The organism is Spirillospora sp. NPDC048823 (assembly GCF_043198445.1).
In the GTDB taxonomy this organism is placed as follows: Bacteria; Actinomycetota; Actinomycetes; order Streptosporangiales; family Streptosporangiaceae; genus Spirillospora.
The window spans coordinates 1-12,759 of record NZ_JBICUT010000031.1 but is presented as its reverse complement, the minus strand read 5'-3'; the positions used below and the strand labels follow the sequence as shown (position 1 = coordinate 12,759).

The 12,759-nt window shown below is 65.9% G+C and carries 13 protein-coding genes; 8 read left to right on the top strand and 5 right to left on the bottom strand.

All coding sequences use genetic code 11. From position 1 onward, the window contains the following. Positions 1-173: 173 nt before the first annotated feature. Entirely contained in the window at positions 174-596 is a 423-nt protein-coding gene (locus ACGFK0_RS37285; RefSeq protein ID WP_392913415.1) for an ATP-binding protein, read from the top strand. Positions 597-1,129: 533 nt separating this feature from the next. Here the strand turns inward: ACGFK0_RS37285 and ACGFK0_RS37280 are convergent. Continuing rightward, positions 1,130-1,363 carry a hypothetical protein gene (locus ACGFK0_RS37280; protein WP_392913413.1) on the bottom strand — a complete coding sequence of 78 codons (234 nt, stop codon included), beginning with the start codon at positions 1,361-1,363 and terminating at the stop codon, positions 1,130-1,132. Between the two features lie 114 nt (positions 1,364-1,477). Here ACGFK0_RS37280 and ACGFK0_RS37275 point away from each other — a divergent pair, with 114 nt between their 5' ends. From ACGFK0_RS37275 to ACGFK0_RS37265, 3 genes are read left to right on the top strand one after another with little or no spacing between them, the layout of a single operon-like run. Beyond that, positions 1,478-1,696 (top strand): hypothetical protein, encoded by a 219-nt coding sequence (locus ACGFK0_RS37275; protein WP_392913411.1) that lies wholly within the window; start codon positions 1,478-1,480, stop codon positions 1,694-1,696. A gap of 46 nt (positions 1,697-1,742) precedes the next feature. Then, complete coding sequence (locus ACGFK0_RS37270) at positions 1,743-2,948, top strand: AAA family ATPase (protein WP_387078969.1); 1,206 nt, start codon at positions 1,743-1,745, stop codon at positions 2,946-2,948. Positions 2,949-2,995: 47 nt separating this feature from the next. Further along, a complete protein-coding gene (locus ACGFK0_RS37265) occupies positions 2,996-3,631 on the top strand; it encodes a hypothetical protein (protein WP_392913408.1) in 636 nt (211 codons plus the stop codon). 134 nt (positions 3,632-3,765) lie between these two features. On the opposite strand, the gene ACGFK0_RS37260 is transcribed toward ACGFK0_RS37265, so the two are convergent. Next, positions 3,766-4,161 carry a hypothetical protein gene (locus tag ACGFK0_RS37260; protein ID WP_392913406.1) on the bottom strand — a complete coding sequence of 132 codons (396 nt, stop codon included), beginning with the start codon at positions 4,159-4,161 and terminating at the stop codon, positions 3,766-3,768. 411 nt (positions 4,162-4,572) lie between these two features. Between ACGFK0_RS37260 and hisS the strand changes: the two genes are divergently transcribed. After that, positions 4,573-5,895: a histidine--tRNA ligase gene (gene hisS, locus ACGFK0_RS37255; protein ID WP_392913404.1), complete on the top strand. Its 1,323-nt coding sequence runs from the start codon at positions 4,573-4,575 to the stop codon at positions 5,893-5,895. A 20-nt stretch (positions 5,896-5,915) separates the two neighbouring features. Then, on the top strand, positions 5,916-6,527 hold the full coding sequence (locus tag ACGFK0_RS37250) for a hypothetical protein (RefSeq protein ID WP_392913402.1): 612 nt from the start codon (positions 5,916-5,918) through the stop codon (positions 6,525-6,527). Positions 6,528-6,538: 11 nt separating this feature from the next. On the opposite strand, the gene ACGFK0_RS37245 is transcribed toward ACGFK0_RS37250, so the two are convergent. From ACGFK0_RS37245 to ACGFK0_RS37235, 3 genes are read right to left on the bottom strand one after another with little or no spacing between them, the layout of a single operon-like run. After that, positions 6,539-7,651, bottom strand: coding sequence for a hypothetical protein (locus ACGFK0_RS37245; RefSeq protein ID WP_392913400.1), 1,113 nt, complete (start codon positions 7,649-7,651; stop codon positions 6,539-6,541). Continuing rightward, positions 7,648-8,001 (bottom strand): DUF4365 domain-containing protein, encoded by a 354-nt coding sequence (locus ACGFK0_RS37240; protein ID WP_392913398.1) that lies wholly within the window; start codon positions 7,999-8,001, stop codon positions 7,648-7,650. Before ACGFK0_RS37240 ends, ACGFK0_RS37245 begins: the two co-directional genes overlap by 4 nt. A gap of 54 nt (positions 8,002-8,055) precedes the next feature. Next, positions 8,056-8,178 carry a hypothetical protein gene (locus tag ACGFK0_RS37235; RefSeq protein ID WP_392913395.1) on the bottom strand — a complete coding sequence of 41 codons (123 nt, stop codon included), beginning with the start codon at positions 8,176-8,178 and terminating at the stop codon, positions 8,056-8,058. 137 nt (positions 8,179-8,315) lie between these two features. Here ACGFK0_RS37235 and ACGFK0_RS37230 point away from each other — a divergent pair, with 137 nt between their 5' ends. Together ACGFK0_RS37230 and ACGFK0_RS37225 are read left to right on the top strand one after the other, a co-directional pair. Beyond that, positions 8,316-10,445 carry a UvrD-helicase domain-containing protein gene (locus ACGFK0_RS37230; RefSeq protein ID WP_392913393.1) on the top strand — a complete coding sequence of 710 codons (2,130 nt, stop codon included), beginning with the start codon at positions 8,316-8,318 and terminating at the stop codon, positions 10,443-10,445. A gap of 82 nt (positions 10,446-10,527) precedes the next feature. Then, entirely contained in the window at positions 10,528-12,384 is a 1,857-nt protein-coding gene (locus ACGFK0_RS37225; protein WP_392913391.1) for a DUF262 domain-containing protein, read from the top strand. Positions 12,385-12,759 lie beyond the last annotated feature (375 nt).

Here is a 12,759-nt window from a genome sequence, read left to right as displayed (position 1 = left end):
AGCCTGACCACCTCGAAACCGGCCCAAGCACACCCTCCCGCGATCACCCACAGCGATCACGCAACACCGAAACGTGCCGGTGCTGAATGCTTACGCCGAAAGACGAAGGCGGACACCGGTTCCCGTTCCTGAGCATGAGAGCGTCATTTCGGATCGTCCCTGTGAGGTGATCAATGCTGCTCGCGGTGACCGTTCCGGCGAAGCCGGACGCGTCGATGTACTGGCGACGGGAATTCCACGGCAAGCCCGATCAAATCCGGCTTGTTAGGGCATTCGCCGCGCATCTACTCCCCGACTTTCCGAGCCTGGACGAGCTTCTCCTCGTCCTGGACGAACTCGCCGTGAACGCCGTCCGGCACACCCGCTCGGGCCATGACGGCGGGCGGTTCACCGTCGAGATCAGCATGGACGTGGCCGGCGTCATCGTCTACGTCACCGACCAGGGCGGCCCGGATGAGCCGCACGTCCGGGACATCACCGACCTGGCCGAGGGCGGCCGGGGCCTGCTCACGGTCGAGGCCCTGGCCGCGACCTGGTCATGCACCGGCGACGCCCAAGGCCGCACCGTCCGCGCCACCTTCCCCCGCGAACGTTGAGCAGGCGGGCCATCGTGGACGCCCATCACCTGACGGACGCGTGCGCCGCGCTCGCTTGGAGGTGACGTAATGACTTCTGAATTGTTCTTCGCCCGACCCGGTGGAGTCCCCTGCGGGCTGATCGCCGAGAGCCAGAGAGCCATATCGGCGGAAACCGATCTCGATCTGGCCGTGGCATGGCTGCAGCGAAAATACCCGGACCTTTGCATCTGGTGGGGCGAGTACACCGGCTCTATCTGGGCCTTGCTGCCCGACCAACTGGTCGAGGCTAAGAACGCCATTGACCTTGCCCGCCGTATCGACGCCATCCGCGAGCGCTCCGCCCTGCGGTGCACCGCAGCCCGAGACGTCCAGCGGGCGAGGCCACTCCCTCGGACACCCCACGGCGCCTGGGCCGACCGAAGCAGGCAGATGTCTCCCGCAGCCCGTCGGCATCGGCCTACCGCCGTAGCGGCACGCCAACGGCGTGACGGCCTCCTCCGTCGCCTGTTCACCGGCGGCTGCCGCATCCTGTTCGGAGAAGCCGGGGTGCCTCAAACGCCATGAAAGCCGTCGATCACCGACGGAGCCGGATCCTCGCGCCCCCGCCCGTGGCCGCTACCGAGGCCGGTAGTGCCGGAGCCGGAAGCGAAGCGCTGCGCGGCCACCGCGAGGGCCATCGAGGCCAGGAACATGCCGAGCAGTGCCGGATTGATCCAGGCAAGGACGATCTCGACGACCGCGTTGCCGCGCGGGTACTTCGTGCTCAGCGGGAGGTGACTTTCCAAAACGGGAAGAAGATCGAAATTGCCTGCGTAATCGCGTACCCCGGTCCCGCATGAAATATGTGGAATAGAAGAGCGAGGCAAAGCGGTGACGGGCGGTTCACCGTTGAGATCAGCATGGACGTGGCCGGCGTCATCGTCGACGTCACCGACCAGGGCGGCCCGGACGAGTCGCGCGTCGAGGGCATCACCGACCTGGCCGAGGGCGGCCGGGGCCTGCTCACGGTCGAGGCACTGGCCATGACCTGGTCATGCACCGGCGACGCCCGAGGCCGCACCGTCCGCGCCACCTTCCCCCGTTCAGCGTTGCGCGTGGGCGGCCCCGAGATAGGCTGATCTTTCAGGTGCGGCCGCCAGGACGGACAATCGTGGGAGCGGGATCATGAACGACCGGCTGATCGAGCTGGAAGTGCAGAATTTTCGCAGCCTGCGCAAAATCACCGTGCCTTTGGGCCCGCTGAATGTTCTGGTCGGTCCCAATGGCGCAGGCAAGACCAATGTGCTGGAAGTCTTCCGTTTCCTCGCCGACGTCATCCGCACCGACCTGGAACCGGCGCTGGAAGTCCGCGGAGGCTTCGAGGAACTCGTGTTCTGGGGAGGGCCGAAGCAACCGGCCTCCTTCCAGATCAAACTGAAGGCTACATGGACCGCGCACAGCAGCATGAGCGCACCCGATGAGTACACCCTTCGTGTGGAACGGCGGGCGCCTGCCGACGCCCGACCTTCGCTCAGGCGACACGAGACCTTCCAGTTCAAGAGGACGCAGGGGCGCGGAAGGCGCATCACGATCTCCGGGCAGAGAGTGAGCGTCGAGAGCATCAGCCGGGACAAGGAAGCGTCGCAGGAGCACCTCTTCGGCATTCGTCGCCTGAGTAGTGGCCTGTCCACTCTGCCGCGTCTGTCTGACGACGAGGGAGGAAACGAGGTCGCCACAGTAGCCGAGCGCCTCGCTTCCTTCCGGGTCTTCGACGTCAGCGTTGACAGGGCACGGCGTCCGGCCCGCTTCCCGACAAGGCACGTGACGCTAGAGGAGGATGCCTCCAACCTCGCGGCCTTCCTGCTCTTCTTGGAGGGCAGAGGAAACGGGGCGTTCGAACAGTTGGTGGAAGATGCGAAGGAAGTGCTTCCACAACTGGACGGTGTGAGCTTCGAGTATCCGTCAGGTCCCGCCCGCGAGGTGGTCGTGGTCCTGCATGAGAGAGGGCTGCGCCGACCGACGCAACTCGCGGACGCCTCCTACGGGACGATCCGCCTGCTCGGTCTGCTGGCTTTGCTCTATGACCCGGAGCCTCCCGCACTCACCTGTGTGGAGGAGATCGATCACGGGCTTCATCCGCAGGCCCTTGAACTCCTTGTCGAACGCCTGCGCGAGGCGAGCGAGCGCACACAGTTCCTGATCGCCACCCACTCACCCGCCTTCGCGGACAGGTTGAAGCCCGGTGAGTTGGTGGTGTGCGAGCGGCTCGACGACGGCTCGTCCGCGATCCCCGCCGTTCCGGAGGCCAGGGTCAGGGAGATCGCCGACAGGACTGACAACATGCCGCTCGGACGTCTCTGGTTCTCGGGCGTGCTGGGCGGCTCCCTGTGAGGAGACGGGGAGGGACGAGCATTCGTGCCACTCGCCGCCCGGTCGTAGTGCTGGCCGGTGAGGATCGCAAGGATCGACGATGTCTGCGCATCCTGCTCGAAGCGCTCTGCGAGGAGATGCGCGGCCGGCTGGTAGAGATCAACGAGCCGGTGAGGCTTCACAAGGTGCCCGCTGAACGACTCTCGCGGAGGATCTCGGACCTGGCGGCGCTGGCAAGGGGGCGCGCCGCCGCTGAGGATGCGGAGCTTGCCTGCGTATTCGTTCATGAAGACCTCGACAGCACTGACGGCGATGACTACCCGGCGATCCACCGCCGAGTGCAGGAAGCACTGCGTGCGGAACTGGGCAGCGCGCAATACGTGCTGGCCGTCGAGGAGATGGAGGCTTGGCTGCTGCTCTTTCCCGACGCGCTGTCCAACCTGGTCGCCTCGTGGAAGCTCCCTGTGAAGTACCGCGGAAAGGACACCGGCCGGCTTGCGGACCCGAAGGGCGTCCTCATGCGGGAGGTGTCCAAAGGAGGGCGGCGCTACCGGGAATCCGACGCACCGACCGTCCTGGAAAGGGCCGTGGCGTTGGCGCTTCACCGCGACCCCATCGGCACCAATCGCTCATGGACGCGGTTCGGCTCGGACATCGCGGACTGCTGCCGCCGTCATCTCGACCAGCGGACGAAGACGAGATGACCGGGCCGGTGGACGCGCGCCGCCCGGTGACGTCAACGCGTACTGAGGCGGGAACCGGCTGCTCGGTCTGCTGGCCCGGCACCGTTGCGCTGACCTGTCGGCGCATCACCGTGGCGGAGCGTGCAGGCGGCCGGTCAGCCGCGGACGGATTTCCAGAGAGCAGCCGTTGCGGCATCGAGGCTGTAGAGCATCGCGCCACTGCTCGACTCGTCGACGCGCATCGGCCATGTGTCGCTGTCGTAGTGCGTGTTCAGGTGGCGGGTGAATGCCGCCAGGTTCCCGCGCAGGCTGTGGTACTCCATCGACAGGGCGTTCACCAGATCCTGCATGTCGTACCGCTTGTCGGGCTCTTGGCAGAGGACGTCGAGAATGCGGGTGACCGTTTTGGTGGTGTTGAGGTTGGTGCTGGCCAGCCTGGCCAGCTTGTCGGCGTCCCACGTCCCAGGAGCGTCGACCGTGGCCTCGGGCTCCTGCTCGAGCTCGGAGAGCAGCCGATAGACGGCCATGACGTGCTGAGCTGGTACTGCCACCTGGATGAACTCCTGCTCGGCTTTCGTGCTCATCATCTACCTTGCCTGGTTGTCCATGTACCTGGAGTGTCACCATAACACTTCATGTTCTCTCCGGGTAGTCATCATCAGTGTGAGTCCGTGTCTGATGTAAGTGGAGTGAACACCGTGTTCCCAAAAGCCTTAGATGTGGGCCTACGTCGGCGGTTGCAGGCTGGCTGGGGGCACGTAGGGGCGCCGCACGGGGGCTCACTCGTGCGTCGTAACTTGCACCTTGCCGGTTGGAGGATGCCCGCGGTTCGCCCCGGACGATGCCGGGGCCGTCGATACCATCGGAAGGCGTTGTCCCCTGGTTCGCTGTGCGTCCGGATGTGGACCGGTTCCCATGACTTGCCTTGTCTTGTTGCTCGGTTACGTTGGTCAGGAGTTCTCATGGCGTCACAACAGTTCGAGCCCCCGTCAGGCACCCGCGACTTCCTCGCCGGTGCGCTGCGTACCCGTGAGCATGTCTTCGCGCAGATCCGCGGGGTGTTCGAGCGGTACGGGTTCGAGCCGTTGCAGACGCCGGCGTTCGAGCGGCTGGAGACCCTGACCGGCAAGTACGGCGACGAGGGCGACAAGCTGATCTTCAAGATCCTGCGTCGTGGGGAGCACGAGGCGACCGGCGAAGCCGATCTGGCCCTCAGGTACGACATGACCGTCCCGCTCGCGCGGGTCGTCGCCGGCTACGGGTCACAGCTCCCGACGCCTTACAAGCGGTACGCGATGGGCCCGGTATGGCGGGCCGACCGTCCAGGCAAGGGCAGGTTCCGCGAGTTCGCGCAATGCGATGTGGACGTGGTCGGGTCAGCATCCCCGCTCGCGGACGCCGAGGTGGTGTGCGCGCTGACCGACGCGCTGGATGCGGTCGGTGTACGTGACTACCGGGTGCTGGTGAACTCGCGTCAAGCGCTCTCCGGCCTGCTGGAGGTGTACGGCGTTCCCGCCGACCTCGGTGGCGGCGTGCTCATCACCTTGGACAAGCTCGACAAGCTGTCGCCGGAGAAGGTCGCGGCCGAGCTGGTGGACGCACGGTCGCTGGCCCCCGGCATCGCCGAGGCCCTGGTCGGTGACCTGACGGCCGCCGATGCCGTGGAGCGGATGCAGACCGCCTTGAAGGACAGCGAGGCGGGACGCGCGGGCCTGGAGGAGATCGGCCGGCTGCTGGAGCTGGCGTCGCCGAAGGTGGGCGAAGACCGGATCGCGTTCACGCCGAGCCTGGTCCGGGGCCTGGACTACTACACCGGCGTCATCTTCGAGGTGGTCGCCGAGGGCATGCCGGGCTCGATCGCCAGCGGCGGACGCTACGACAGGCTGATCGCCGCGCTCGGCGGCCCGGACGTCCCGGCCTGCGGCGGATCCCTGGGCGTCGAACGGATCATCGGCCTGATCAGTGACGATCAAGGTGATGCGCACAGGATCGATGTCGCCGTCACAGTGATCGCCGAGGACACCGCGTCCGAAGTCATGGGCTTCGCCGCGCAGTTGCGGGATGCGGGTCTGCGGACCGAGGTGTATCTGGCCGCCAGTCGCAAACTGGCCAAGCAGCTGAGGTGGGCCGCTGACCGCATGGCCCGCTTTGCACTGATCTACGGGGCGTCCGACAAGGAGGCGGGGGTGATCACGGTCCGGGACATGGACACCGGGGAGCAGGCCCAGGTCCCGACCGGCGAGCTTGCCGCGCACCTCACCGGGAGGTGTGCGCCGTCGAGGTAACTCCATGATTGGAGCCGTGGATGGGTGTGCAAGGCGATCGCATCTTTGCCGCGATCAAACAGAAGGGCTTCCCCGACCCCTGGTCGGCTTTCGGAGAGTGCCTGTCTTGGGAATCGGCCTACGCGGTCCAGCTCAAGCAGGCCATCGACCAAGCGCGTAAGGGCCCCGGCGAGCAACTCAACCTGAGCGTCTCCGAGCTGTTCGCCAGCAAGACCCGCAACCTCGTCAACGCCCGCAAGCTCCTCGATGACGTGCTCATCGAGTACGACAAGAACGGCATGTGGCAGGTCCTGGACGAGCGCGCCGCACGCCTGGACGTCGACGACGTCTCCGAACGCTGGGCCCGGGGCCTGGTCGAGCACCCCTTCCCTATCGCACTGCTGTCGCTCCAGTTCAACTGGCACTACATGAAGGAACACGGCGTCCGCGCCTTCTACGAAATGACCGCGCGCTACGTCGATGACCTCACCGCCAACACTCACCGCTGGGCTGATGCATGGGCCACCGAGGCGGCATCTGGCGTCATCGACCGCGTCACCACCGTTGAGTGTGACCTCGCCTCCGAAGAAGCGCCCATGCACTGCGACATCTGCAAGAAGACCATCACCGCCCTTCTCTACCTGGACGAGTAACCGTCCGCGTGTCACAGGACGCGAAAGTATCCGTCCGGCCTGAGCTCGGCACGCCGGCCGGTGCGGGTGAGTGAGCCGGAGACGCGAACTTCGAGACCTTGGCCGTGCGCGCGGAGCGCACGGTCATAGTCGTCCGGGCTGAGAGGCACCCATACCTGCCGGTTCCTGCTGGCGCCTTTGGTAGTGAGGACGCCACGGATGACGACCCAACCCTGCTCTTCCGGGTGGTCCCGATCCATGGCGCGGACTCGGCCGCGAATCTGCGCAGGCTCGATTCTCGGTCTCCGCCCGAGGTCCTCGGCGGCGTGGGCGAGCATGCCCACCTGGTCGCCCTCGAAGCGGACCGGGGCATTGGGTGCCTTGGTGGCCACCGTGCTGGCCCAGTCGAACTGGATCTCGAAGGGACGGTTCCGGTCGGAGCCGCCGAGACGGGCCAGCGCCTGGCAGAGCGTACGCGAGACACCGGCGTCCGTCCGTTCCTCGAAAGGCGTGAGCTCGGCCCGCTCGGATGCTTCCTCGGCTGCCGCCCTCGCGCTGAAAAGCGCCCGCCTCAACCGCAGGAGGACTCTGCGCTCGAAGGCGTCCAGGGTGGAGAAGAGCGTGTCGTCGCTTGGACCCAGCGGAACTTCCGCGCTGATGACAAAGCTTCCCGGCGCGGTACCCAGGAGAGCCTTCTCCGGGAACTCCCGGACGACCCTCGGCTTGCTGTTGGGCAGGACGAAGCCCGCACGGGGGTGGTACTCGGCATAAGCGGCGGCGATGAACAACTCCCGTACGCCCTGGAACGCCTCAGCCGCATCGGCTGCCGGGATCAAGCCCGGCGGTGCGTCTGGGAAGAGCCGGAAGTACTGCCGATCCATATTGGGGGTCGTGAGCCTGTGCAGTACCTCCGGTTCGGGGCGTTCCTCGACCTCGGCGAGCGTCTGGACGACCTCGTACATCCGTTGCGGAAAGTCGCGGAAACGGTCGGAGACCGGGACGATGACCTCGAAGTTTCGCCGACCGAATTCCCAGACCGTGGCACGCCCGTTGAGATCGCCCGCCCGGCGCCAGCCCGTGGAGTTCAGGTAGCGCACGACGTCGTCGGGTGCGAGACGCTGGAGTTCGTCCCGGCTGATCGTCATGACGCCTCCGCCTGGGCCGCGGTCGCCTTCTCTGGATCCTCCACGAGTGTGCGAAGCGAATCAACGGTCAGCAGGTTGGCCTTGGGGACGTGGACAGTCGTCTTCGCGCCGGCCTTCGCGTCGACGATCGGGTCCTCGTCCGCCAGGCAGTGCCAGTAAGCGGCGTTCCGCAACAGCAGCCCGTCGTGCCCGGCCGTGGCGTACTCCCGCCACTCCTTCGGGACGATCACCAGGAACAGGAACGTGGGGTAGATGGTGGCCCACCCGTCGGCGAGGAAGTTGAAGTGGGGAACCTCGAGACGATAACCCCACGTGGTGTCAGTCTCCGTGGCCACCGAACCTGACTTCACCTGGACGTTGATCCCGGGGGCGCGTGCGCCGCGGAGCGCGCCGACGCCGTCAGGTCACATGCATAAATCGATGCCGTCGATATCCGGGATCGGTTTCGCCAACCGCAGGCCCGCCGCCACGGCGAGCGCGCTGACGAACGCCTCGCCGTAACCACCCTGGTGGTTCCTCGCATCCACGATGTCGGCGCGTCCTCCGTGCTGCGTCCTGTTAAAAGTTGCCGTATCCAGATCTAAGGCCGTAGTCGGAAATCGGTCAAGGTCCAGTAACGTGACGCTTGCGTTGCTCTGTCCGACCTGGTTGACCTGAGGAAGCCTTGCCTCAGCTCGCCTTCGCCGCCGACTTCTTCGACGAGTACGAGAACCTGGAGAAGACGGTCAAGCAGGGTGTGCGCGAGGCGATGGCCAAGTTCCAGAGACTCACGGCCGCCGAGCTGACCGCCGACAAGGGCCTGCATCTTGAGCAGCTGGAGAAAGCCCGTGACCCGCGCATCCGCACCATCCGCGTCACCAAGTTCTGGCGCGGAGTCGTGCTCGCTCCGGACGACGGCAGTGGCACTTACCTGCTGCTCAAGGTGCTGCAACACGACAAGGCGATCGCGTGGGCGCGCAAGCGCGTCATCAGCGTCAACACGGCGACGCGCGGACTCGAGGTCCGCAACGTCGAAGCGATCGAACAGCTCACGCCGGTGCTCCAGAAGGCAGCCGAGAAGGCCCCTGCGCTTCTGTTCGCCGACTACTCCGACACCGTTCTGCGGCACCTCGGCATCGACGACGGTGTGCTGCCCGCCGTCCGCACCATCATCGACAAACCGCAACTCGAAGCCTTCGCGAAGCTGTTCCCCGAAGACCAGTTCGAGGTTCTGCAGTACCTCGCGGAGGGCTTCACACCCGATGAGGTGTGGCAGCAGGTCGTCGCGATCCGGCGCCCCGCCGACGCGGCCGCCGGCGAGCCTACCGAAGACCTGGCGACCGCCATCGCCAATACCCCGAGCCGCATCGCGCTCGTGTCAGGGCCGGACGAACTGCAGGACATTCTGACCAAGCCGTTCGACGCCTGGCGCATCTTCCTGCACCCGTCCCAGCGGCGCATCGCCTACCGCCCGTCCTACAGCGGTGCGGCGCAGGTGTCCGGCGGGCCCGGCACCGGCAAGACCGTGGTGGCCCTGCACCGCGTCAAGCACCTCCTCGACCAGTCCGACGACGCCCGCATCCTGCTCACCACCTTCACGAACGCACTGGCCGACTCCCTGCGGGACAGCCTGACGCTCCTCCTGGACGACCCCGAAGCGCTCGACCGTGTCGACGTGACCACGGTGAACGCGCTCGCCCGCCGGGTCGTGGCCGACCACGGCTCCGTCCCCTACTTGGTCTCCGAGAACGACTACCGCACCCGCAAACGCTGGCAGAAGATCGCCAAGGGGCTCGACCTGCCATGGAACGAGCACTTCCTGGACCTGGAATTCCGCCACGTCGTTCTCGCGCAGGGCCTCGGCAGCGAGGAGGAATACCTCTCGGCCTCCCGCGCCGGCCGGGGTGCCGCCCTCCGGACCCCTCAGCGCGTTGAAGTCTGGCGTGCCGTCGCCGAATTCGAGCGGCAGCTCGAAGCCGACGGCCAGTGCACCCACCTCCAGCTCTGCGTCAAAGCCGCCGACCTGCTGGCCACGGAAGGGCCGCGGTACCGGCACATCGTCGTGGACGAAGCACAAGACCTGCACCCGGCGCAGTGGCGCGTGCTCCGCAACGCCGTCGCCGAACAGCCCGACGACCTGTTCATCGCCGGCGACCCGCACCAGCGGATCTACGACACCCGCGTGTCCTTGCGGTCGATGGGCGTGAACGTCTCCGGCCGCTCAAGCAGGCTGCGCATCAACTACCGCAGCACCCAGGAGATCCTGACCTGGTCGTCCGCCATCATGACCGGCGAGAAAATCGACGACCTGGACGAAGGCTCCGACACCCTCGACGGCTACAGGTCGAGGCTCCGCGGCCGGAACCCGGCTCTGGCGTCGGCGTCCAGCCAGGCCGTCGAACTGGACCGCATGGCCGACACGGTTCGCTCCTGGCTGGACGCGGGAGTCGACCCGTCCGACATCGCGGTGGCGACCCGCTTCCACGACCTCGGCGCAGGAGCGAAGCAGCGACTGCTGTCCGACGGCATCCCCGCCGTAGCCCTGAAGGACGGCCCCGACGCATCAGAGCCAGGCGTGCGTGTCGCCACGATGCACGCCATGAAGGGCTTGGAATTCCGCTGCGTCGCCCTCATCGGCGTCACCGAACGCGCCCACCCGCTCGACGCCGCCGTCACCGCGGCCGACCTCGACCGCATCCAGCACGAGATAGACATGCTCGCCGAACGCTCCCTGCTGTTCGTCGCCTGCACCCGCGCCCGCGAAGACCTCTACCTCTCCTGGCACGCCACCCCCAGTCCACTTCTTCCCCTGTAGGCGTGGCAGCGACCGCCCGTCAGAGCCTCCCGATACGGTTACCCGCACCGTGCGGGCCGACCCTCGACAAGGATGAGCAACCGTGGGTTTTCAGACTCCCCTCTATGAGCTGGACAAGTACCTCGAATGGACGACGAGCGGCAAGGTTCAGCTCCCCGACTTCCAGCGGGGCTACAAATGGGAGGACGAGCGGATCCGCCAACTCCTCGTCACGATCCTCCGGGGCCATCCGCTCGGCGTCGTCATGATGCTGAAGACAGGTAACGACCAGATCCGCTTCAAGCCACGTCCGGTCGAGGGTGTCGTCCTCTCCGAGGAAACCGAGCCCGGCTGGCTGCTGCTCGACGGCCAGCAGCGGCTGACCTCGCTCACCCAGGCCCTGACCGGCGACGGTGTTGTGCACACCAAGGACAGTCGCGGCAAACTCATGGAGCGCCGCTACTACGTACACATCGCCACCGCACTGCAGGGTGAGGACTCGATCGACGAAGCCGTCCGCTCCCTCCCCGGCGATGGCGTCCTGCGCAGCAACTTCGGCAAAGATATCGATCTTGACCTGTCCACGCCCGAGAAGGAACGTGCGAACGGGTACTTCCCGCTCCGGCTGCTCTTCAGTAAGACGAACAATGCCACCTGGCTGTTCGCCTGCGAAGACAAGGAGCAGGCCGCCGACTTCCTCGCCAAGATCGTACAGCGCTGCTCCGCCTACACCATCCCGGCCATCGAACTCGACGAGACGACCAGCAAGTCGGCCGTCGCCACCGTCTTCGAGAAGGTGAACACGGGCGGCCTGCCGCTCAACGTCTTCGAACTGCTCACCGCGACCTTCGCGGGTGACAAGAAGTACTACGACACCCACGGGACCGACTTCCGGCTCAACGACGACTGGCAGCACACCCTCAGGCTTTTCGCCGCCCACCCCGTCCTAGCGTCCGTCGAGAACACCGACTTCCTGCAGGCGGTGAGCCTGCTCGCGAGCCTCAAGCGAGCGAAAGAAGCCGGCTCCGGACGGCCGTCGGCCGTATCCGCCCGAAAGGAGGACCTGCTCAAACTCAAGCTGGACGAGTACCTGGAATGGGTGCAGCCGGTCCGTGACGCGTTCTTGTGGACCGCGACCTTCCTCGCCGACCAGCACATCTTCGACGTGAGGTTCCTGCCCTACCCGAAGCAGCTTGTGCCGCTCGCCGCCGTCAAGGTCGTCCTCGGCCCGGACGCCGACCTGCACGGAGTGCGCGCCAAACTCACCCAATGGTTCTGGTGCGGCATCCTCGGTGAACTCTACGGCTCCGCCAGCGAGACCCGATTCGCGCGCGATGTCGAGTCCGTTCCGGACTGGGCGCGGGGCATCGAGACCGCCGCCCCGCGGACCGTTGCGGACTGCATATTCGCGGCGTCCCGCCTTCTGTCGCTGCGAACACGGAACGCTGCGGCGTACAAGGGCATCTATGCCCTCCTGCTATCTCAGGGCGCCAAGGACTGGATGTACGACAAGTCATTGGACAAGGTCCAGTACATTGAGCTCGCGGTCGACATCCACCACATCTTTCCGTACAAATGGTGCCTCGACCACGACATCGATCCGGCCATGCGGGAGAGCATCGTCAACAAGACACCGCTTTCCGCCGAGACCAATCGCGCCATCGGCGGGGCGGCGCCATCGGTCTACCTGCCCAAGATCGAGAATAAGGCGGGAATCGGTCCCGCACAGGTCGACGCCCTCCTTGACACTCATCTGGTGGACGCCGCCGACCTGCGTGCAGATGACATCGACCTCTTCTTCAAGAAGCGGTTGGAAAAGCTGATGGCCATCATCGAAGCCGCGACCGGCAAACCCGTACAGAACGACCTGCAGGACAGCGATTCCGAGGAAGAGCTGCAGAAGTACGATCCGGAAGACGCCGCCGTCAAACCCGACCTCGACGATCTCGAAGGCCAGTAACCCGGACTTTGCGCTCGATGGCCGTTGCCGGTCATCTCAGGTGTAAGCAGCTGTTAGGTCTCGATGCGGAGATGCCCCCGTAGTAATGGTCGCTGGAAGACTCCTCGAGCCGCCGCTACCCGCAGGGCTGCGCTCCATGACCGGCCTCAGCGCGCCCTAGCCGACTTCCTCCGCCTCAACTCCGACCTGCTCCGGGTCGCTCGATCCGACGCCGCGATCATGAGGTCGGCACAGAACAAGTGCTACTATCATTTCCGCTTTCGTGTGTGTTTGTTCTTCTGGCTCTTCTGCTGTTTCCGTGGGTCGTTGACCATCGCCGGGGTTGCTGCTGTGGCTGTGTGAGCTGGATAGATGAACACGCCGTACCCGGCGTAG